Origin of the sequence: Saccharopolyspora phatthalungensis, from assembly GCF_014203395.1 — a bacterium.
GTDB classification, from domain to species: Bacteria; Actinomycetota; Actinomycetes; order Mycobacteriales; family Pseudonocardiaceae; genus Saccharopolyspora; species Saccharopolyspora phatthalungensis.
In genome coordinates this window covers 1,029,369-1,048,799 of record NZ_JACHIW010000001.1, presented here as the reverse complement: position 1 = coordinate 1,048,799, position 19,431 = coordinate 1,029,369, and the positions used below count along the sequence as shown (strand labels likewise).

Sequence of the window (19,431 nt, the reverse complement as noted above, 5' to 3'; positions counted from 1 at the left end):
GATGATGCCGGAGATCACGTAGCCGATGCCGCGACCACCGTTCTTGACCGCCCGATCAGGCGCCCGGCCACCACGGTGCCCGATCGGCGATCCTGGCGATTTCGCGTGAAAGCGGCGGTCCTGGTGCGGAGCCGACGGCGATTTCGCGCAAAAACGGTCCCGGCCACGGCGGTCAGCCTCGACCGCCCTTTGCGGACTGAAGCAGGTGGCAGCCGGTGCGCAGGCTCATGACCGTGTTCACCGCGGTGCCGAACTGCAGCGCCGCGCCGAAGTCGTCCCGGATCTCGACCTTGTGGTCGCCGGGCCGGTTCACGACCACTTCCAGCTCCTTGAAGCCGTACTCCTTGGTGACGTCGATCGCGATCTGCTGCGCCCGCGCCCACTGGTCGTCCGGGATGTTGCCCTCGTAGATCCAGGTGTCCAGGCTGTGCTCCTCGGCACCGTCGACATGCGAGAGCTCTTGGCCCTGGCATGCCGCCTGGCCGGGGTCACCTTGGTCGGCCCACCGCGCGCCCAGGCCGAGGCCGGCCGACAGCCGGTCCCGCAGCTTCTGCTGCATCTCCTCATAGCGGGCGGTGATCTCTTCCATGGACGGTCGCTGCCGCAACATGCTGAGTGGGTCTGCCATGTTTCCCCCGTCGGACGGATCGGGTCCGCTCGCGCACCCGGCGGCGAACAGGCCGAAGAGGACGAACAGGACGAGCTTTTTCATGAGAAGACGTCCTTGACTCCGGATATCGTCTTTTCGCCGAAGTCCTTGACCCCGGCCACCGTCTTCTCGCCGAAGTCGTAGACCGCGGATCCGCCTTCCTGGGCCTGATGCGGGACGTAGGAGAGCACATCGCCGACGCCGTCGGTCTTGCCCGCCACGGCGTTTTCCGGCATGCCGGCGACCACGGAGGCCATGTTGTGCTGGCTGGTGGTGTCGGGATCCAGGTAGTCGCTGTGGCCGGTGACGCCCGCGCCCTCGCCGGACTTCTCGGTGGACAGATCCTTGAACCCGTCCATGTGGGACGGGTCCCCGCCGAACCGGGCGAAGTCCGCGACCGGGTCGTCTTTGGCCTCCAACCGGTAGGCGTGCCCGTCCGGGACGCCGAGGTCCCCGATGTCGTTGGTGCCGACGCCCGGCGAGCCGAAGATGATCGCGTCGTCGACGTCGTGGCCGCCCTGCTGCAGGGCGTATCCGGTGGTCGTCGAACCGTAGGAATGGCCGATCGCGGTCAGGTGCGGGTCGTGGTCCCTGGACTCGTTGATGCCCTTGTAGAAGTCGTTGAGCTTCGCCCCGCCTTCCTGGGCGGAGTGGGAGCTGACCACCGAATCGCCCAGCACGTCCAGGTTCTCGGACTTCTGCGGGGCTTCGTAGCCGAGCCAGGCCACCGCGGCCACGCTCTCGTTCTTGCCGTGGCGGTTCAGCTCGACCGTCGACTCCTTGACCAATTCCTGCATCTTCGAGTCGTAGTCGCCGAGGCTGCCCTGGACCGTGGTCGTGTAGCCGGGGGTGAACACCGAGACGTGATCGGCCGTGTCCACATTGCCCACCGCGACCGCCGCCTTCATCCGCTCGCCGCTGCTGTCGAGCACCAGCAACTGGCGCGGCGGTTTCTCCCTTGCGATGGTCTTTTCGACCTCGTCGAGGGACTTGAGCTTGTCGTCGACCTGCTGAAGTTTTTCGCGCTCGTCTTCGGCGATGCCGCCCTGCTCAAGCTTGGCCTTCTCCTCGCGCAGCGACTCGCGCTCGTCGTCGATGCGGCCGCGGTTTGCCTCGTCGCGCACCTCGGCGGGGATGCCATCGCGGTTGCCCAGCCAGGCGGGCGGGTTCTCCCGCAACGCCGCGCGCTGCTCGTCCGACAGCGACTTCCACCACTGCGCGGCGGCCCTGGGCGAGTCGTCCTTCGGCTTGCCCGCGGCGGTAACGAGGGCCTGGATGTCGTTGGTGTTCGCGGCGTCGGCCAGCGAACCGCCCTTGCCCGGCTCGATCCGGTCCCGCTCGGCGGCGACCAGGACCTTGGCCAGCTCGGCGTCGGTGCGTTCGGCTTCGTCGAGGATGTGCTCGATCGTTTGGACGAGCTTGTCCCGGACCTGGATCCGCTGCTGCCGCACCTGCGCCAGCTGGTCCTGCGGCACGTCCTGCGGCGGCTTGACGTCCTTGACGCCGCCCTCTTCGGTGATCTCGAAGCCATTGGCCTGTGCCTCGTGGTCGGCCTGCTGGATCTGCTGCTTGATCTTGGCGACGTCGTCGGCGGCTGCGGCGACCGCGACGCGCACGGTGGCGACTTCGGCGACCAGCGAACGCATGCTCCTGACGAGCTTCGCGTGCTGTTCGGCCGCGTTGTCGGCGGCTTTGCCGCTCCAACCGTCGGGGTTCTTGGCGCCGTCCAGCTCGTCCTGCAAGTTGATCAGGTCGTCGCGGCGCCTTCCGAGTTCGTTGTGGACGGCATCGAGGCCCTCGGGCTTCCAACGGCGCACATCGGCGAAGGACACCATCTGTCCGCCTACCTCTCGGCCTGCGCGCCGAGGCGGCCGATGTCCGCCGCGCTGGACTCATCGGAGCGCTCGTACTCGTCGGCGCTCGCGTTCAACGATGCGCCGTGCTCCTCGGCGCCCCGGCTCCATGCCTTGATCGCCTTTTCCCAGCTCTGCGCGACCTGCCTCGCCGCGCCCTCGGACTTGCCGCCGGGCATCTTTTCGGCGATGTCCTCGGCCGGCGGCCCCAGCCTGACCTGTCCGGCCTGCTCCCCGGCCGACTTCGCGCTCGCCCCGGCTTTTCGGAGCGAAGCCGGATTTGCCGTGTAATCCATGCCCACCTCCAGCGGCGGAAGCCTAGCGTCATGATCACGCGTTGGACGGTGGTCGCGCGGATCCGGTTCCCGCCGATCGGCACCACCCGCGCGCTCCGCCTGCACCGGTCAGTGCCGGGTCGGGCTGGATCGCAGCAGCTCGCACCCGTTGCGCCGCCGGGGCGGGAGCACCCGGGTAGCCTCCGGGACGTGACTGCGTCGTTGGATCTCACTGCGGACCCCGTCGAACTCACCGCCGCGCTGGTCGACATCCCCAGCGTCTCCGGCGAGGAGAAGACCATCGCCGATGCGGTGGAGCAGGCCCTGCGTATTCAGGCACCGCACCTCGAAGTGGTGCGCAACGGTGACGCCGTGCTGGCGCGGACGAACCTCGGACGCGACTCGCGCGTGGTCCTCGCCGGGCACTTAGACACCGTGCCGATCAACGACAACCTGCCGCTGCGGCGTACCGGTGCGGGCGTCGAAGAGGTACTGCACGGCTGCGGCACGGTCGACATGAAGGGCGGGGACGCGGTCATGCTGCACCTCGCCGCGACGCTCACCGAACCGCGGCACGACCTGACTTTCGTGTTCTACGACTGCGAGGAAGTCGAAGCCGAGCGCAACGGCCTCAACCGCATCGAGCGGGAACTGCCCGACTGGCTGGCCGGTGACCTGGCGGTGGTGTGCGAACCGTCGAACGCCGCCATCGAAGCGGGCTGCCAGGGCACCATGCGGGTCGAGGTGCGCACCACCGGCACCCGCGCGCACACGGCCCGTGCGTGGATGGGCGCCAATGCGATCCACGCCGCGCAGCCGGTGTTGCAGCGGCTGGTCGAGTACACGCCGCGCAACCCGGTGATCGACGGCCTGCAGTTTCGGGAAGGGTTGCAGGCGGTGCGGATCGAAGGCGGTGTCGCCGGCAACGTGGTCCCGGACTCGTGCGTGGTGGCAGTCAACCACCGGTTCGCGCCGGACAAGTCGCTCGCCGAGGCCGAAACGCACCTTCGCGAGGTTTTCTACGGCTTCGAGGTTGCCGTGGTCGACGGCGCCCAAGGGGCCCTGCCCGGTCTCACCGCTCCCGCGGCGGCGCAGCTGGTCGAGGCATCCGGCGCGGAGCCGGTCGCGAAGCTCGGCTGGACCGACGTGGCGCGCTTCGCGGCCCTGGGCCTCCCGGCGGTGAACTTCGGCCCCGGCTCACCGACCCTCGCCCACACCAAGCAGGAGCACGTGGCGAGCGCCGATATCCGCCGCTGTGCGGACGTCCTGCACCGCTTCCTCGCCTGATCCTGCGCCCGGTTCTTCGGCGAGTTGTGGTCAGGCGATGCCGAGCATCGACTCCTCCCCGCTCTCGGAACTCTCCGCGCGCTGCGCGCCGCCCGGCTTTCGTCCCTCGGCGGCCGTTGCTTCGCGTGGCCGCGGCAGCTCTGCGGCGTCCCGCTCCGCGCTGGTGAGCTCGGCAGCCGGACGCTCTGTCTCCGGCTCCGCTGCGGGCAGCTCCGCGGCTTCCCGTTCGGCGGTGGCGAGCTCCGCCGCAGGCAGCTCTGCGGCTTGCCGCTCCGCTTCGGTGAGCTCCGGCGACTGCTCCGCCACGGGCTCCTGCTCCGCGCTCGTGCCCTCACGCGTTTCGCCGCCGACGTGCTTGGCGGTGTCGACGAACTGCAGGAGTTCCACCGGGAACGGCAGGACCAGGGTGGAGTTCTTCTCCGCGGCCACCTCGACGACCGTTTCCAGCAGCCGCAGTTGGAGCGCGGCCGGGGTGTCGGACATGACGTGCGCCGCGTCGGCGAGCTTGCGGGACGCCTGGAACTCACCGTCCGCCGCGATGACTCGCGAGCGCCGCTCGCGTTCGGCTTCGGCCTGGCGGGCGATCGAGCGCTTCATCGACTCCGGCAGCGAGACATCCTTGATCTCCACCCGATCGATGTGCACGCCCCAGCCCAGCGCCGGGCTGTCGATCATGAGCTCCAGGCCCTGGTTGAGCCGTTCGCGGTTGGACAGCAGGTCATCCAGGTCGCTCTTGCCGATGATCGAGCGCAGCGAGGTCTGCGCGACCTGGCCGACGGCGAACAGGTAGTCCTCGACGTTGACGACGGCCCGCGCCGGGTCCTCGACCTTGAAGTACACCACCGCGTCCACCCGGACGGTGACGTTGTCGCGGGTGATGCCCTCCTGGGCCGGCACCGGCATGGTGACGATCTGCAGGTTTACCTTCCGCATCCGGTCTACGCCTGGGACGATCAAGGTCAGGCCGGGTCCGCGGGTCAGTTCCTGCAGCCGCCCGAAGCGGAGCACCACGCCGCGTTCGTACTGCTTGACGACCTTGACGCCAGAGGCGACGAGGATGCCGAGCACGAGGATTGCGATGATCAGGGCGATGAGCATGGCTGACTCCCGGGCTCGATTCCGGTCGTGCCCGGCGACCCGACTCCGGCGCCTGCGTAGATCGAGGCGGATCTGCGTGGTGTGCGCGGCCGGCGTCGCCGGCGGCACTCGATCTTTTCTTCGTATCGTACGCCGCCGCACGCACGTGTGAATCCCTCGTGAACAGGCATTTCTCCGATCGTCCCGGAAGCGGGCAGGCGTCGGCGGCCGAGTGTGCGTGCGTACTCTCGACCGCATGACAATCGAAGGCCCGTGGGGCGAGCCGAACGGCGCGGAGCGGCCCCAGGAGAAGCAACGGGGACCCGTGGTGCTGCGTCGATCGAGGTTGCGCGAGCACACCACCACCGACCAGCGGCTGCTCGACTCTCGCGGCCCGTCGGACTGGGTGCACACCGATCCGTGGCGGGTGCTTCGCATCCAGGCGGAGTTCGTGGAGGGCTTCGGTGCGCTCGCCGAGGTGCCGCGCGCGGTGACCGTGTTCGGTTCGGCGCGGACGCAACGGGAGCATCCGGAGTACGCCACCGGCGTCGAGCTCGGCGCGGCGCTGGCCAAGATCGGTTGTGCTGTGATCACCGGCGGCGGACCCGGGGCCATGGAGGCCGTGAACCGGGGGGCGTCCGAGGCCGGCGGGCTGTCCATCGGGCTCGGCATCGAGCTGCCCTTCGAGCAGGGCCTGAACCCGTGGGTTGACCTCGGCGTGAACTTCCGCTACTTCTTCGTTCGCAAGACGATGTTCATCAAGTACGCGCAGGCGTTCGTCTGCCTGCCCGGCGGCTTCGGCACCATGGACGAGCTGTTCGAGTCGCTGACCCTGGTGCAGACCAAGAAGGTCACGAAGTTCCCGGTGGTGCTGTTCGGCAAGTCCTACTGGCAGGGCCTGTACGACTGGATCCGGGACAGCATGCACGGCTCGGGCAAGATCGGGGCCAAGGACCTCGCGCTGCTGCACCTCACCGACGACATCGACGACGCGGTCGGCATCGTGCAGGAGGCTTACGAGGCATGGGAGGCCACTCATTGAGCAGCACTGATTCCGCACCGGGGCAGACAACTGGGGAGGCCACTGTGGACGTTTCCGTCTGCGTGTACTGCGCATCGCGCCCGGTGCCGCAGCAGCACCTGGACCTGGCCGCCGAGGTCGGCACCAAGATCGCCAAACGGGGCTGGACGCTGGTCTCTGGCGGCGGGCGGGTGTCGATGATGGGCGAGGTAGCGCGGGCCGCGCGGGCCGGCGACGGCCGGACCGTAGGGGTGATCCCGCGTGCGCTGGTGGACCGCGAGGTGGCCGACACCGACGCCGACGAGCTACTGGTGGTGGACACGATGCGCGAGCGCAAGGGCCTGATGGACGCGCACGCGACCTCCTTCCTCGCGCTGCCCGGGGGCATCGGCACCTGCGAGGAGCTGTTCGAGATCTGGACCGCCCGCTACATCGGCCTGCACGCCAAGCCGGTCGTCCTGCTCGACCCGGACGGGCACTATCGCGGCCTGCTGGACTGGTTGCACGGCCTCGTTGACAGCGGGTTCGCCGCCCAGCACTCGCTCGATGTGCTCACCGTGGCCACCGATGTCGACGAGGCGCTCGACGCCTGCGTGCCGTGAGCCTCCCGGAGCGGCCCGGCGGCGTGCCAGGATCTGCAGATGTGCAGTCACTCCGGTTCCGCGACAAGGACATGCCCCAGGACCGACCGCTGGTGATGGCGATCGTCAACCGCACCCGCGACTCCTTCTTCGACCGGGGTCGCACCTTCGAGGTCAATGCGGCCACCGCGGCGGTGGACCGGGCGGTCGCCGACGGCGCGGACATCGTCGACATCGGCGGGGTTCGCGCCGGGGCACAGGGCGAACCGGTGGACGCCGCCGAGGAAATCCGCCGGGTGGTGCCGTTCGTCGCCGAGGTACGGCAACGCCACCCTGGGCTGGTGATCAGCGTCGACACCTGGCGGCACGACGTGGCCCGGCAGGTGTGCGAAGCCGGCGCGGACCTGCTCAACGACACCTGGGCGGGCGCCGATCCGAAGCTGGCCGAGGTGGCCGCCGAATTCGGGGTCGGCGTGGTCTGCTCGCACACCGGCGGCCTGCCGCCGCGCACCGACCCGTACCGGGTCCGCTACACCGACGTGGTCGCCGAGGTGACGGCCGAGCTCGTCGAGCGCGCCGAGCGGATGGTGCGGCTCGGGGTGCCCGCGCACGGCGTGCTGATCGACCCGACGCACGACTTCGGCAAGAACACCTGGCACGGCTTGGCGTTGCTGCGCCGGGTCGGCGAGCTGGTGGCCACCGGCTGGCCGGTGCTGATGGCACTGTCCAACAAGGACTTCATCGGCGAGACGCTGGGCGTCGAGGTGACGGAGCGCTTGGAGGGCACGCTGGCGGCCACCGCGATCGCGGCCTGGGGCGGTGCTCGCGTGTTCCGCGCCCATCACGTCGTGGAAACCCGCCGGACGGTGGAAATGGTCGCGGCGATCGCCGGCACCCACCCGCCGGCGCGGGTTCTGCGGGCGATGGCCTGAGAACCCGGGCGGTTCAAACGGAAACTCGGGTACCGGATGGGTGAACTCTGACCACGAATTCAACCGAAGTGACGGTCGGCGTTCACTCATCACTCGCGTGGCACATCCGACTCCGCAGCGTGTCCGGGTTCGGCCCCGGTCAACTCCGTTTCGGGTTTGCTCCACCCGAACGGCGCATCCTCGCGCTCGGTGTGATCGACATCATCGGGAGTCCGGATCGCGAAAGGACTTAGGTCCTCTTGTGTGAGAGCGGTGACAGTGGTGGCAAATGACCGTAGAGTCGCTACTTGTGAAGGCTGATGCGCTCCGCGGCCACTTGGACGCCCTATTGCTGGCCACGCTCGATGGCAGGGCCTTGCATGGTTACGCGATCATCGAGGCGCTGCAGGAACGCAGCGGCGGCGCCCTCGATCTGCCCACCGGAACCGTATATCCGGCACTGCGCAGGCTGGAGCGCGCCGGTTACGTGCAGAGCACCTGGAGCACGGTGGGCGGTCGGCAGCGGCGCACCTACCGCCTGACCCAGACCGGCGTGCAGACGCTGCAAGCCGAGCGCCTCGCCTGGCGCGAATTCACCTCAGCCATCGAAGGTGTGCTCGAAGCCGCTCCCGCCAAGACGTGACCGTGGCCGCGGCGGCTCGCCGTCCGTGCCACGATGGATGACCGTGGCTAGTGCGCTCATCTACCTCTTCGTGGTGCTCGCCGTCGCTGCGGTGATCTACCTGCTGGCCTCGCTGGTCTTCGGACGCGGCGAGCAGCTCGGTCCGCTGCCGCCCGGTTCGACTCCGACCCGCCTGCCCCCGGCCGACATCGGGGGCGCCGACGTGCGAGCCCTCCGGTTCCAGCAGGTCGTGCGCGGCTACAAGGCGTCGGAGGTGGACTGGGTTTTGGAACGCCTCGCCGGTGAAATCGACGACCTGCACGGCCGGATCGCGGTGCTGGAGCGGCAGCTCGACGCGGCCGGGCAGCAGTTGCAGGAGTCCCGCGCCGGGCGCCCCGACGAGCCGGAGGGCTGACCGGTGCGCCCCGTCGAGCTGCGGTTGAGCATTCCGATCCAAGAGCCGCCCGAGGTGGTGTGGGCCGCGGCGACGGACTGGGCGCGGCAGGGCGAATGGATGCTGGGCACCGAGGTGCACGCGCTCGACGACGCCGAGGGGCCCGGGACGCGGCTGGTGGCGATCACCGGGTACCGGGGGGCCGGCATCGTGGACCGGATGGAGATCGTCGAATGGCGGCCGCCGCAGACCTGCCGGGTGCGCCATCACGGGCAGCTGATTGTCGGGGAGGGCGGGTTTGATGTGGTCCGGTGCGGCAATGCCGCATCGACGTTCATGTGGTGGGAGCGGCTGGCGCTGCCGTTCGGCGGCGCGCTGGTCTGGCCCATGGTGCGGCCGGCCTTCGCCTGGGGCATGCGCCGGTCGCTGAGCGCTTTCGCGGCGTTCTGTCGCGGCTATGCAGGTGGAGGAAAGCGTGGGTGAATCAGGTGCGGCGGTGGTCGGTGCGGACGGCCGGGCGCGCTGCCCGTGGGGTGCGGGTCCGGCGGACTACACCGAATACCACGACCGCGAGTGGGGCATCCCGCTGCACGGCGTCGCGGAACTTTTCGAGCGGATCACCCTGGAGGCATTCCAGTCCGGGTTGTCCTGGCTGACTATCCTGCGCAAGCGCGCGGCGTTCCGGCGGGCGTTCGCCGAGTTCGACCCCGAGCGGGTGGCCGCTTTCGGCGAAGCCGACCGCCAGCGGCTGCTCGCCGATGCGAGCATCGTCCGCAACCGGGCGAAGATCGACGCGGCGATCCGCAACGCCGGCGCGGTGCTCCGGCTGGACCGCCCGCTCGATAACCTGTTGTGGTCGTTCGCCCCTGAACCTCGCAAGAGGCGCCCGGCCTCCCTCGGTGACATCCCGGCCACCACCCCTGAGTCGACGGCGATGGCCAAGGAGCTCAAGCGCCGCGGCTTCGTGTTTGTCGGCCCCACCACGTGTTACGCGCTGATGCAAGCCACCGGCATAGTCGACGACCACCTGACGGACTGCTGGCGCGCGAACTGCGCTTAGCGTGCACGGGCCGTTCGCACCGCGGTGCGAACCTCGGCGGCCGCGCGCTGCGGGAGCCCCGACGATGTCCAAACTCACAGCGCCGGGGCTGTCCGCGCCAAACGACCGCCGACAACGGCGGCATCTGACCCGCGGAGCCGACCGCGTCAGTGGCCGGTGAAGTCCGGGGTGCGCTTCTCGACGAAGGCCGCCACGGCTTCCCGGTGGTCGGCCGTCGACCCGGCCTCCGACTGCGCGCCTGCCTCGACGGCGAGCGCCTCGGCCAGGCCCTCGGCCGCCGCCGCCAGCATCTCCTCCTTGATCCGGGCGTAGGCGCTGGTCGGTCCGGCCGCCATCCGGGAGGCCAGCTCGGTGGCCGCCGCGACGGCCTCCCCGGTGTCGACGACCCGGTTCACCATGCCGATCCGCAGCGCGTCTTCGGCGGCCACCGGCTCGGCCAGCAGCAGCATCTCCATCGCCCGGCCATAGCCGATCAACCGCGGCAGCGTCCAGGATGAGCCCGAGTCCGCGGCCAGGCCGACGTTAGCGAAGGCCATCAAGAACTTCGCGTTCGTCGAGGCAACCCGCAGATCGCACGCGTAGGCGAGGGAAGCGCCCGCGCCGGCCGCCGTGCCGTTGATCGCGGCGATCACCGGCTTCGGCATGCTCGTCACGGCCCGGATGATCGGGTTGTAATGCTCCTCGACGGTGTTCAGCGGCGCCGGGTCGCCCGAATCCAGCAGCGCGATGTGCTCTTTGAGATCTTGCCCGGCGCAGAACGCCTTGCCCGCACCGGTGATCACCAGCGCTCGCACCGAGTCGTCGGCCGCCGCCTCCCGCAGCGCGGCGATTAGTGCCTGCTTGAGCTCGACGTCGAGCGAGTTGAACGCCTCGGGCCGGTTCAGCGTGAGCAGGCGCACACCGGCGGTGTCCTGGGTCAGCAATACGTCGGTCACTTGGCACTCCTTGCCTTGAAGTCCGTTGTGGCGGGTCGCAAGACCGCTAGGCGCGCTTCCAAAGTGGACTTCGCGGATCGCGCGAAGTCCCGAGTAGACAGTGTTGTTGCTGGTGGCCCGGGCCGCGATCGAGCACCAGCGGGACCGGGCCGCGACCGTGGGCACCCCGGAGACGCCGACCGCCGGCCGGGCCGCCGACGGCACAGCCGGGATGCACCGAAAGAGCCCGCACGAGCGGTGAGTCTGCCAGCCTTTGCGGGCATTCGACCAGCGCACGGGGGACACGAGTTGATCGGTTCGGTTTCGTCCCCGCCTCGGGATGGGGGAGAATGGGAGAGGACCCGAACTGGTTGTGGCGACCAGCGGGGGAAGAGTTCACGGAGGGAGCACGCTATGGCGGCCATGAAGCCCCGGACCGGTGACGGTCCCCTCGAGGTGACTAAGGAGGGACGTGGAATTGTGATGCGCGTCCCGCTTGAGGGTGGGGGGCGGCTCGTCGTCGAGATGTCGGTCGAGGAGGCCAAGAACCTGGGCGATGCCCTGGAGTCGGCCACCGGCTGAGGCCGCCAGCCGGCGATCAAGGGAAGCACCGCGGGCCGGATCGCGACGCCGTCGGCCGCGCGGTGCCCCCTCAGCCGAGGCGACAAGTCAATCATATCGACGGCGAGTGGCGAGCGTTCTTCGCCACGGTCGGGCTCCGGTGTCGGGGGCGCCGCCGGAGCCGCCGTCGGCAACTTGCAAGTCCTTGATCCGCCTCGTGATCACCTGAGTCGTCCGGCGTGCGACACCGCCCTGGCGCCGGCCGCCGCGTCCAGGGTGCGCATCCAGACCGACGTGGAAGACGGTAATTTCAGAACTGTCGTTGAACCCGGCTCGTAGCGGTGGTCGCGCGACGGAGGACCCGCCGGTGATCTGCCCGCGCAGGGGGCCAAGCGGGTTCGCCGATACAACGGCAGACAGTCGAATGCGCGCGGCGAGCCGTGCAGGAAGGTCTTTTCGTGTCCGGTGCTTCAGTGTTCCGTTCCGCCCAGTCGGCCCGCATGGCGGACCCGGCGCTGCCTGTGATCCCGACCTCACTGGTCGAAGTGGACGTCGTGCGGCAGTGGCGGGATGGCGTGCCCGGCGCAGTCGCGGTCTTCGACGGGGCCTCGGGCCCGGACTTGGCCGCCGCCGCCGAACCGTTCGATGTGGACATCGCGGTGTTGCAAGCCGTAGGTGCGTCGGCCACCGCTGGTGATGTCCGGGCGTTGCCGTTGCCCGCCGGCGGCGTCGGCTGGGTCGTGGGCGTCGGTTCGGGGGCGGCCGTGCAGTGGCGCAGCGCCGGGGCGGCGCTGGCGCGAGCGTTGCGCGAGCGACTGGGCGAGGCGGCCGAGTCCGAGGACGAGGTTGGTGACCTCGGGGACGCGTCCGAGGCGGACTATCTCCAGATCCGGCTGCCCGACAGCGTCGACGGGGACACCGTGTCGGCGCTGACGCTAGGCCTGGCGCTGGGCGGGTACCGGTTCCGGGTAACCGGCAAGCCGGCTCCCCCGCGCCTGCGGAAGGTCTTGCTGGTGGCGCCGGACGGTGCCGACGCGGAGGCGCTCGGTGCGCAGGCCCGGCGGGCCCGCGAGCTGGCGGCGGCCACCTCGCTGGCCCGCGATCTGGCCAATGCCCCCTCAAACATCAAGGATCCGGCCTGGTTCACCGGGGTCGCCGCCGAGCTGGCCGCCGACATCGCGAACCTCAGCGCCACGGTGCGGGACGAGAAGTGGCTCGCCGACAACGGTTTCGGCGGGATTCTCGCGGTCGGCGGCGGCTCGTCGCGGCCGCCCCGGTTGCTGGAGCTGAGCTACCGGCCGAAGGACGTCGAGGGGCCGCACCTGATTTTGGTGGGCAAGGGCGTCACCTTCGACACCGGTGGCATCTCGATCAAGCCCGCCGAGGGCATGCACCTGATGCGCACCGACATGTCCGGCGGTGGGGCGGTGATCGGCGCGCTGCTGGCCATTGCGCGGCTGGAGCTGCCGGTGCGGGTGACCGGTCTGGTGCCGTCGGCGGAAAATCACGTGTCCGGCAGCGCTTACCGGCCCGGCGACGTCGTCCGGCACTACGGCGGCACGACCACGGAGGTCAGCAACACCGACGCCGAGGGACGGATGGTGCTCGCCGATGCCCTCGCGTACGCCGTGGACCGGCTCGAACCCGACCTGCTGGTCGACGTCGCAACGCTGACCGGCGCGATGAAGGTCGCGTTGGGCCTGCGCACCGGCGGGATGTTCGCCACCGACGGGGAGCTGGCCGACCGCATCGGGCAGGCCGGGGAGCGGGTCGGCGAGGCGTGGTGGCGGATGCCGCTGCTGGAGGACCACGCCGAGGACGTGAAGGGCCAGCTCGCCGACGTCAAGCAGACCCCGCCGGGGCCGGGTGGCATCACCGCCGCGCTGTTCCTGCGCGAGTTCACCGGCGGTCTGCCGTGGGCGCACCTGGACATCGCCGGCCCGGCCCGGGCCGACAAGGACTACGCCGAGGTGGTGTCGGGCGGCACCGGTTTCGCGGCCCGCAGTCTCGTCGAATTCGCCGCGACCCTGCCAGAGTGGGGCGATTTCAAGGGAAATCCGCACGCCGATCTCCATTGAAATCGCCGTGGGTGCGGGTGAAGTCCCGGAAGGCGCGGACCGCTGGCGGTAGCGTTCGGGCCGCCGGCCAGGCCAGGCCGATCGTGCGGTGCGCCGGTGGGTCCAGGGGAACCTCCACCGTGCCCGGTGTTGGACCGTTGTCGGCCGGCGGCAGCAGCGCCACGCCGAGCCCCGCGGTGACCAGCCCGCGCACCGTGTCGGCCTCTTCGCTCTCGAAGGTCAGCTGCGGCTCGAACCCGGCGCACTCGGCCAGGCCCGTGAAGATCTGCCGCAGCCCGTAACCCTGGCGGGTCGCGACGAAGTCGTCCCCGGCGAGTTCGGCGAGCCGCAGCTTGCGCCGCCGCGCCAGCCGGTGCCGCACGTACAACACCGCGACGAGCGGTTCTTCCCGGATCGGGGCGGTGCCCCAGCGCGCATCGCGGTCCGGCAGCGGCGAGACGAGGCATAGGTCGATCTCGCCCGCCCAGGTCCGGGCGAGCATGGCGTCACGCGGACCCTGCACGAGCCCGAACCGCACATGCGGGTGCTCGTCGCGGAAACCGCGCAGCAGCGGCGGCACCAGCGTGCTGCCCATCGTGTGCTGGAACCCGAAGGTCACCTGGCCCCGATCGGGGTCGATCTCCTCCAGCACCGCGCGACACCCCGCCTCCAGGCCGCGCATCGCATCCTCAGCGGCAGCCGCGAGGATGGTGCCTGCGCGGGTCAGGTGGATGCCGCGCCCCTGCCGCACGATCACCGGCGCGCCGAGCCGATCGCCCAGCTTCGCCAACGCGCGGCTGACCGTCGGCTGCGGGACGCCCAGGGTTTCCGCGGCTCGTGTGAGATGGCCCTCGGCGGCGACCGCCCGCAGCATGGCGAGCGCCGGGGCCAGATGAGCCGCGAGCTGCGACGCGTCGTCGGGAACGGCTGATTGATTCACCATCGCATCAATAATGCGCTCATGGCGCATTGGACGCATTAATTAGGGCTGCTTACGTTCGAGCTCGTGAACTCCGTCGATCCGGCCCGCGTCCGCAAGATCCGCATCGCCTTGCTGCTCGGCGCGCTGGCGCTGTTCGCGCTGCTCTACGCGCCGCAACCGGTGCTGCCGCAGTTGGCCCGGGACTTCGTGCTGGATCCGGGCACGGCGGCGTTGCTGGTTTCGGCGAGCACGCTCGGGCTCGCGGTCGCGGCCATCCCGCTCGGCACGATGTCCGAGGCGGTCGGTCGCCGCCGGACCATGATCATGGCCCTGCTGATCGCCGAGATCCTCGGCCTGCTACTGCCGTCGGTACCCTTTTTCCCGGTTTTGGTGGTCCTCCGGCTGGTGCAGGGCGCGGCGATCGCGGGTCTGGCCGCAGTCGCGACCGCGTATTTGGCAGAAGAGACCGGCGGCGAGCAGATGGGCACCACGATGGGCCTTTACGTCGCTGGCACAACCATCGGCGGCATGGCCGGCAGGCTGTTGGGCGGCGTGGTCGGCGACTTCGCCGGTTGGCACGGCGGAATGCTCGCGGTGGCGTTGCTCGCCGGAATGTGCACGGTGCTGTTCGTGGTGCTGCTTCCTGCCGAGCGCAACCATGCCCGCCAACCGCTGAGCTGGCACCCGCTGCTGAGCGGCTTGCGCGCCGCGCTTGGCGACCCGGTGCTTTACGCGCCGTACCTGGTCGCTGCGCTTGGCATGGGTGTCTTCGTCACGGTCTACAACGTTCTCGGCTTTCGCATCACCGCGCCGCCGCTGCTGGTGCCACCGTCGCTCGCCGCGCTTGCGTTTCTCGCTTACGCCGCCGGAACGGTCACCTCGACGCTCGCCGGTCGTGCCGCCGACCGTTGGGGGCGCACCCGGGTGCTGCTCACCGGCCTGGCGGTGAGCGCGCTGGGACTGCTGCTGATGCTCGCCAACACCCTGCTCGTGATCGTGGTGGGCCTGGTCGTGTTCACCGGCGGATTCTTCGCGGCGCATTCGGTGGCCAGCGGATGGGTCGGCGCGCGGGCGTCGGCATCGGCCCGCGGCCAGGCGTCCGCGCTGTACCAGTTCGCCTATTACGGCGGGAGCAGTGTGGGTGGGGTGTTGGGCGGCACCGCCTACGGTGCCTGGGGATGGTCCGGCATGACGGTTCTGCTCTGTTGCTGGCTCGCGGTGGCCGCCGTCGGGGTGTGGATCGCCCGCAGCGCACCCAAGCGGGTGCTGGTTCAGGTCGCGTCGGAGTCGTAAGGGGGACGCTCGCCCGGCGCGAGCGGACGCTGCGGCGGCTTGGGCAGGTCGGGTGGTTTCGGCAGGTAGCCGTCGCCGTTGGTGAGGCCGTCGAGCGGATTCTCCCCGTCGAAGAGGTGCTTGGTCACCGCCGAGCGCGGGTTGAAGTTGCGGATGCTGCGCAGATCCTCCAGCGGCTTGCGCAGCTCGTCGAATTCCGGGCCCAGCTCGGACCGGATCTGCTCGCGGGCGCCGGTTGCGTACTCCTTGACCTGGCGGATGGTCCGGCCCAGCCAGGCGGCGCCCTGCGGCAGCCGTTCCGGGCCCAGGACGAAAAGCCCGACCACGATGAGGACCAGGATCTCGGGCCAGCCGACGCTATCGAACACTCTCGACTACCTCCCGGTCCTCGCGGCTCGCGGACCGGCACCGCGCGAGCTGCCAACGCCCCCCAGCGTACCGACCGGGCGATATCGGCAGGAGAGGGAAGTCGGTCGGCACCTGGCTGTCACGAAGAGTTGGCCGGTCGTTCCCACCCGGGCCGACCGTTCGGTAAGTTCCCGGTCCCAGGCGCCTGAGTAAAACTCACGCGGGAGCGGTTCCGCCGCTCACTTCAGCGTCACGTCGAGCACCAACTCGCGGCCCTGCCGGACCACGGTGACCGGAACCCGCGCGCCTACCTGGTACCGGTCGACGGCCACGATCAGCTCATCGGCGCTGGCCACCTTGCGCTCGCCGACCCGGGTGATCACGTCGCCCTCGGCGAGCCCGGCCGCCGCCGCGGCGCTGCCGTCCTGCACGTTCTGCACCTGGGCGCCGTCGGCGAGCCCGTCGCTGACGGACTTGGCGTTGACGCCGAGGTTGGCGTGCGCCACGTTGCCGGTGCGGATCAGTTCCTGGGCGATGCGCCGTACGTCGTCGATCGGGATCGCGAATCCCAGCCCGATCGACCCGCCTTCGCCTCCCGAGCCGAGGGTGCGGATCGCGCTGTTGATGCCGACCACCGCGCCGTTGCCGTCGACCAGCGCACCCCCGGAGTTGCCCGGGTTGATGGCGGCGTCGGTCTGGATCGCGTCGATGACGGCGTTGGTGTCGGTGCCCTCACCGGCCAGCCGCACCGGGCGGTGCACCGAGCTGACGATGCCGGTGGTCACGGTGCCGGCCAGGCCCAGCGGCGAGCCGATGGCGATCACCTCGTCGCCGACCGCCAGCCCGTCGGAGTCGCCGAGCTGGGCGACGGTCGGGTTCGCGACCTCGACCTTGATCACCGCCAGGTCGGTCTTGACGTCGCGGCCGACGATCCGCGCCGGGGCCCGGGTGCCGTCGTGGAAGACCGTGGAGACCTGCGCGTTCGGCGTGTCGGCGGCCATCGAGACGACGTGGTTGTTGGTGACCACGTAGCCGTTGCCGTCGATGAGCACGCCGGAGCCGCTGCCGCCCTGCGAACCGACGCGGACCTCGACCGACACGACGGCGGGCACGACGCGTTTCGCGACCGCGGCGACGGCGCCCTTCGGTCGTTCCTGGCCCTGCTCCACTTCGGCGAGGGTGACGTCGGGGTTGGTGAGGGGGTTGCCTTCCTCGGCGGTGATCCGGCCAAGGAACCCACCGGCCACCCCGACTAGCAGGGCGAGCGCGGCGAGGATCACGAGCGCACGCGGGTGCACCCGGCGGCCGAACAGCACCTCGCGGGCGCTCAGCAGCGGGCCGGTCTCGGCGCTGTCGGCCTTCTCCTGCTGATCCTCGGCCACGGCGGGCGGGCCGAGGACCGCACCGGCGGCCGGGTCGCGCCACGGATCGCGCTCGCCGGAATTCCATAGCACCGGCTCTTCGGCCGGTTCGGGCGTCATCGGCTGCTCGCCGGGCGCGCGCTGCAGTCGTTCGTCGCTTCGCTCGCGGCGGCCGAACGCTTGGGTCAGGGCGTCCGGCGGGGGCGGAGCCTGGGCCCTGCCGCGCACCGGCAGGTCACGCCGGTTCGGGTCGAAGCTACCCCTCACGCCCTTCGGGCGGCCGAACACCGACCTCTGCGACGGGTCGACCGGTGGGCGCTGCAGCGGGCGCGGGGCTAGGCGGTGAGGTTCGGCCGGCGGGTTGTCCGCGGCGCGGGCCGGGGTGAAGCCCCCGGCCGGCACCCCGCCGGTGGCGCTCGTCGCACCCTGCCATGGATGCACGGGTGGGGCAGACCGTCCGTTGGGCTCCTGCTGTCCCGCGTATGGCTGGTCCCGGCGCGCGCTGTCGGCGTCGGAGCCCTGCGCGGGCCTTCCTGGCTGGTCGCTCATCGCTCCCCGGGCATGCGGTCGAGACTCGTCCGTTCGAGTGGATCACACGGGCGGCGAGCCCGCGTCGCCGGCATGTGGGCGCACTGCCGGTGTGCCCATTTTGCCTGGCGACCAGTGAAGTCCGTGTGGGAGCGGGCGAAGTGGTCGTGAGAGGCTGCTCCGGCCCTTACCGGCGGAGCCCCCACGTGCGGGGGATTTCAGTCCCCTGGCCGACTGTTCGCCGAGGTCGTCGGCGCCGGGGCGGGGGACGAGGGCGGCTGGACCGCGGCGACGAGCGGGGCCGGGCTCGTGGTCGGTGCGGCGGGCAGCGTCTCGCGCGCCGAAGCCGGGACGACGGGATTGCTGAACGCCTCGCCGGGCAGCGGGTTCGGCCCGCCCTGCACCGGCTGGCCGTCTTCGTCGGTCGGCATGTTCATGAGCGCGAGGGCGCCCAGCACCAAGCCGGAGAACACCACTCCGGCACCCTGCCGGGTGCGTCGGCCGATGCGCCGCGCCGGGGCCGCCTCATCGGCGTCACCGGCGTCGTCGGCAAAAGGGGGGACGCTACCCAGGGGTTGCTGGTTGCCGCCCAATGGCCTGCTCGATCCCAGCACTGCGCCGGTGCCGAACCGCTTGGCCTGGTCCGGGCGGGACACGGCGACGAGCCGGCCGTCTTCGGTCAGCGCGAGGCCGTCGGGCTGGCTCGGCAGTTCTGCGTGCGCCGGAATTGCTTGCAGCGCCTGCAGAAGCTTCGGCGAGATCGACGGCGTCTGGGCAGCCCGGAGCGCCGCGCGAGCCTGCCGCTGGGCGGCGGCGTCCGCTGTGCAGGCGGGACATCGGGCCAGGTGGGCGACGGCGCGATCATGGGCGTTCGGGCTCAGCTCTCCGTCCACCAACGCGACGATGGCGTCCAGCGCGAGATGCTGCTCCGACAACCCCCACCCATGCAAAACCGTCATTCGTCAAACCTCCGGGGCGTGCTCGCGGCGAGCTTCCAAGGTGGCCTTCAACATCTGGCGCCCGCGGTGAATCCTGCTGCGCACAGTACCCAGCTTCACGCCCAAGGTGGCACCGATCTCTTCGTAGGAGAGGCCCTCAACGTCGCAAAGTACGACCGCCGCCCGGAATTCCGGTGGCAGTTCGTCGAGCGCCGCCTGGAGGTCAGGGTCCAGGTGGGTGTCGTGAAAGACCTGTTCAGGGCTCGGGCCACCGCCGGGCAACCGGTCGGTGTCCTCGGGCAGGCCCTCCATCCGCAGGCGGGACCTGCGACGGGCCATGTCCAGGAACAGGTTCGTGGTGATTCGGTGCAGCCATCCCTCGAAAGTTCCCGGCTTGTACGACGCCAGCGAGCGGAACACCCGGATGAAGGTCTCCTGGGTCAGGTCCTCGGCGTCGTGCTGGTTGCCGGTCAGGCGGTACGCCAGCCGGTAAACCCGGTCGGCGTGCTGACGTACCACCTCGTCCCACGTCGGCGGGGTCCAGGCGACCTCTTCCGCGGCGGGCGAGATGGTGCTCTGTCGGGCACTGGGGGCACTCATCGGCTGTGTTGCCATTGGGCGAAAAGCCACCTCCTGTGCTGGTGCATCCCCAACAACGAACATGTCCGGGCCGTTGTTCCCGGAGCTGTCGCGGCGGAGACGGCGATGCTGGTCGGTTATGTCGGTACCTACTCTCGTATTCCCTGGTGAGGTAGCGATTAAAGACGCCTGAGAACCGG

21 protein-coding genes and 1 pseudogene are annotated in these 19,431 nt (G+C 70.3%); 12 read left to right on the top strand and 10 right to left on the bottom strand.

The features are described 5' to 3' along the window. Positions 1-172: 172 nt before the first annotated feature. The 3 genes from BJ970_RS04705 to BJ970_RS04695 are packed head-to-tail and all read right to left on the bottom strand — an operon-like array spanning position 173 to position 2,798. A complete protein-coding gene (locus BJ970_RS04705) occupies positions 173-712 on the bottom strand; it encodes an LppA family lipoprotein (RefSeq protein ID WP_184724182.1) in 540 nt (179 codons plus the stop codon). Beyond that, a complete protein-coding gene (locus BJ970_RS04700; protein ID WP_184724179.1) occupies positions 709-2,484 on the bottom strand; it encodes an alpha/beta hydrolase in 1,776 nt (591 codons plus the stop codon). Before BJ970_RS04700 ends, BJ970_RS04705 begins: the two co-directional genes overlap by 4 nt. A gap of 8 nt (positions 2,485-2,492) precedes the next feature. Continuing rightward, positions 2,493-2,798, bottom strand: a complete 306-nt coding sequence (locus tag BJ970_RS04695; protein WP_184724175.1) for a hypothetical protein — start codon at positions 2,796-2,798, stop codon at positions 2,493-2,495. A gap of 189 nt (positions 2,799-2,987) precedes the next feature. Here BJ970_RS04695 and dapE point away from each other — a divergent pair, with 189 nt between their 5' ends. Continuing rightward, complete coding sequence (gene dapE, locus BJ970_RS04690) at positions 2,988-4,064, top strand: succinyl-diaminopimelate desuccinylase (protein ID WP_184728878.1); 1,077 nt, start codon at positions 2,988-2,990, stop codon at positions 4,062-4,064. A 357-nt stretch (positions 4,065-4,421) separates the two neighbouring features. Here dapE and BJ970_RS04685 read toward each other — a convergent pair. Beyond that, a pseudogene (locus BJ970_RS04685) lies at positions 4,422-5,162 on the bottom strand (slipin family protein); the annotation flags it as partial. A 235-nt stretch (positions 5,163-5,397) separates the two neighbouring features. On the opposite strand from BJ970_RS04685, the gene BJ970_RS04680 reads away from it, so the two are divergent. The 7 genes from BJ970_RS04680 (at position 5,398) to BJ970_RS04650 (ending at position 9,730) form a co-directional block, all read left to right on the top strand. Further along, positions 5,398-6,183 (top strand): LOG family protein, encoded by a 786-nt coding sequence (locus BJ970_RS04680; protein WP_184724170.1) that lies wholly within the window; start codon positions 5,398-5,400, stop codon positions 6,181-6,183. Beyond that, positions 6,180-6,764 (top strand): LOG family protein, encoded by a 585-nt coding sequence (locus BJ970_RS04675; protein WP_246470708.1) that lies wholly within the window; start codon positions 6,180-6,182, stop codon positions 6,762-6,764. The genes BJ970_RS04680 and BJ970_RS04675 overlap by 4 nt, the downstream gene beginning before the upstream one ends. A gap of 41 nt (positions 6,765-6,805) precedes the next feature. Next, positions 6,806-7,675 carry a dihydropteroate synthase gene (gene folP / locus BJ970_RS04670; protein WP_312864119.1) on the top strand — a complete coding sequence of 290 codons (870 nt, stop codon included), beginning with the start codon at positions 6,806-6,808 and terminating at the stop codon, positions 7,673-7,675. A gap of 289 nt (positions 7,676-7,964) precedes the next feature. After that, positions 7,965-8,297: a PadR family transcriptional regulator gene (locus BJ970_RS04665; RefSeq protein WP_184728876.1), complete on the top strand. Its 333-nt coding sequence runs from the start codon at positions 7,965-7,967 to the stop codon at positions 8,295-8,297. Positions 8,298-8,340: 43 nt separating this feature from the next. Next, complete coding sequence (locus BJ970_RS04660) at positions 8,341-8,691, top strand: DivIVA domain-containing protein (RefSeq protein WP_184724163.1); 351 nt, start codon at positions 8,341-8,343, stop codon at positions 8,689-8,691. A 3-nt stretch (positions 8,692-8,694) separates the two neighbouring features. Next, a complete protein-coding gene (locus BJ970_RS04655) occupies positions 8,695-9,153 on the top strand; it encodes an SRPBCC family protein (RefSeq protein ID WP_312864118.1) in 459 nt (152 codons plus the stop codon). Then, entirely contained in the window at positions 9,128-9,730 is a 603-nt protein-coding gene (locus tag BJ970_RS04650; protein WP_184724160.1) for a DNA-3-methyladenine glycosylase I, read from the top strand. Before BJ970_RS04655 ends, BJ970_RS04650 begins: the two co-directional genes overlap by 26 nt. A gap of 146 nt (positions 9,731-9,876) precedes the next feature. Here the strand turns inward: BJ970_RS04650 and BJ970_RS04645 are convergent, their stop codons facing one another. Beyond that, a complete protein-coding gene (locus BJ970_RS04645; protein ID WP_184724156.1) occupies positions 9,877-10,665 on the bottom strand; it encodes an enoyl-CoA hydratase-related protein in 789 nt (262 codons plus the stop codon). 100 nt (positions 10,666-10,765) lie between these two features. On the opposite strand from BJ970_RS04645, the gene BJ970_RS04640 reads away from it, so the two are divergent. The 3 genes from BJ970_RS04640 (at position 10,766) to BJ970_RS04630 (ending at position 13,283) form a co-directional block, all read left to right on the top strand. After that, positions 10,766-10,906 (top strand): hypothetical protein, encoded by a 141-nt coding sequence (locus BJ970_RS04640; protein WP_184724152.1) that lies wholly within the window; start codon positions 10,766-10,768, stop codon positions 10,904-10,906. Positions 10,907-11,058: 152 nt separating this feature from the next. Beyond that, positions 11,059-11,226 carry a DUF3117 domain-containing protein gene (locus tag BJ970_RS04635; RefSeq protein ID WP_009949794.1) on the top strand — a complete coding sequence of 56 codons (168 nt, stop codon included), beginning with the start codon at positions 11,059-11,061 and terminating at the stop codon, positions 11,224-11,226. Between the two features lie 479 nt (positions 11,227-11,705). Beyond that, positions 11,706-13,283, top strand: a complete 1,578-nt coding sequence (locus tag BJ970_RS04630; RefSeq protein ID WP_184728874.1) for a leucyl aminopeptidase — start codon at positions 11,706-11,708, stop codon at positions 13,281-13,283. Here BJ970_RS04630 and BJ970_RS04625 read toward each other — a convergent pair. After that, a complete protein-coding gene (locus BJ970_RS04625; protein ID WP_184724150.1) occupies positions 13,252-14,205 on the bottom strand; it encodes a LysR substrate-binding domain-containing protein in 954 nt (317 codons plus the stop codon). The two genes, BJ970_RS04630 and BJ970_RS04625, sit on opposite strands and share 32 nt — an antisense overlap. 63 nt (positions 14,206-14,268) lie before the next feature. Here BJ970_RS04625 and BJ970_RS04620 point away from each other — a divergent pair, with 63 nt between their 5' ends. Continuing rightward, positions 14,269-15,477, top strand: coding sequence for an MFS transporter (locus tag BJ970_RS04620; RefSeq protein ID WP_184724148.1), 1,209 nt, complete (start codon positions 14,269-14,271; stop codon positions 15,475-15,477). On the opposite strand, the gene tatB is transcribed toward BJ970_RS04620, so the two are convergent. The 4 genes from tatB to sigE form a co-directional block, all read right to left on the bottom strand. Then, complete coding sequence (gene tatB, locus BJ970_RS04615) at positions 15,456-15,845, bottom strand: Sec-independent protein translocase protein TatB (protein ID WP_184724146.1); 390 nt, start codon at positions 15,843-15,845, stop codon at positions 15,456-15,458. The two genes, BJ970_RS04620 and tatB, sit on opposite strands and share 22 nt — an antisense overlap. A 219-nt stretch (positions 15,846-16,064) precedes the next feature. Beyond that, a complete protein-coding gene (locus tag BJ970_RS04610) occupies positions 16,065-17,735 on the bottom strand; it encodes a S1C family serine protease (protein WP_246470701.1) in 1,671 nt (556 codons plus the stop codon). 197 nt (positions 17,736-17,932) lie between these two features. Then, positions 17,933-18,673 (bottom strand): zf-HC2 domain-containing protein, encoded by a 741-nt coding sequence (locus BJ970_RS04605; protein ID WP_184724144.1) that lies wholly within the window; start codon positions 18,671-18,673, stop codon positions 17,933-17,935. Between the two features lie 3 nt (positions 18,674-18,676). Next, complete coding sequence (gene sigE / locus BJ970_RS04600; RefSeq protein ID WP_184724142.1) at positions 18,677-19,252, bottom strand: RNA polymerase sigma factor SigE; 576 nt, start codon at positions 19,250-19,252, stop codon at positions 18,677-18,679. Between the last annotated feature and the right edge of the window lie 179 nt (positions 19,253-19,431).

Excerpts from the sequence above, each read along its gene's own strand:
- BJ970_RS04695 (WP_184724175.1), bottom strand. The coding sequence starts at position 2,798 with ATGGATTACACGGCAAATCCGGCTTCGCTCCGAAAAGCCGGGGCGAGC.
- BJ970_RS04650 (WP_184724160.1), top strand. The coding sequence starts at position 9,128 with ATGCAGGTGGAGGAAAGCGTGGGTGAATCAGGTGCGGCGGTGGTCGGT.
- sigE (WP_184724142.1), bottom strand. The coding sequence starts at position 19,252 with ATGAGTGCCCCCAGTGCCCGACAGAGCACCATCTCGCCCGCCGCGGAA.
- BJ970_RS04605 (WP_184724144.1), bottom strand. The coding sequence starts at position 18,673 with ATGACGGTTTTGCATGGGTGGGGGTTGTCGGAGCAGCATCTCGCGCTG.
- BJ970_RS04625 (WP_184724150.1), bottom strand. The coding sequence starts at position 14,205 with ATGGTGAATCAATCAGCCGTTCCCGACGACGCGTCGCAGCTCGCGGCT.
- BJ970_RS04705 (WP_184724182.1), bottom strand. The coding sequence starts at position 712 with ATGAAAAAGCTCGTCCTGTTCGTCCTCTTCGGCCTGTTCGCCGCCGGG.
- BJ970_RS04700 (WP_184724179.1), bottom strand. The coding sequence starts at position 2,484 with ATGGTGTCCTTCGCCGATGTGCGCCGTTGGAAGCCCGAGGGCCTCGAT.
- BJ970_RS04610 (WP_246470701.1), bottom strand. The coding sequence starts at position 17,735 with ATGAGCGACCAGCCAGGAAGGCCCGCGCAGGGCTCCGACGCCGACAGC.
- BJ970_RS04680 (WP_184724170.1), top strand. The coding sequence starts at position 5,398 with ATGACAATCGAAGGCCCGTGGGGCGAGCCGAACGGCGCGGAGCGGCCC.
- BJ970_RS04630 (WP_184728874.1), top strand. The coding sequence starts at position 11,706 with ATGGCGGACCCGGCGCTGCCTGTGATCCCGACCTCACTGGTCGAAGTG.
- BJ970_RS04635 (WP_009949794.1), top strand. The coding sequence starts at position 11,059 with ATGGCGGCCATGAAGCCCCGGACCGGTGACGGTCCCCTCGAGGTGACT.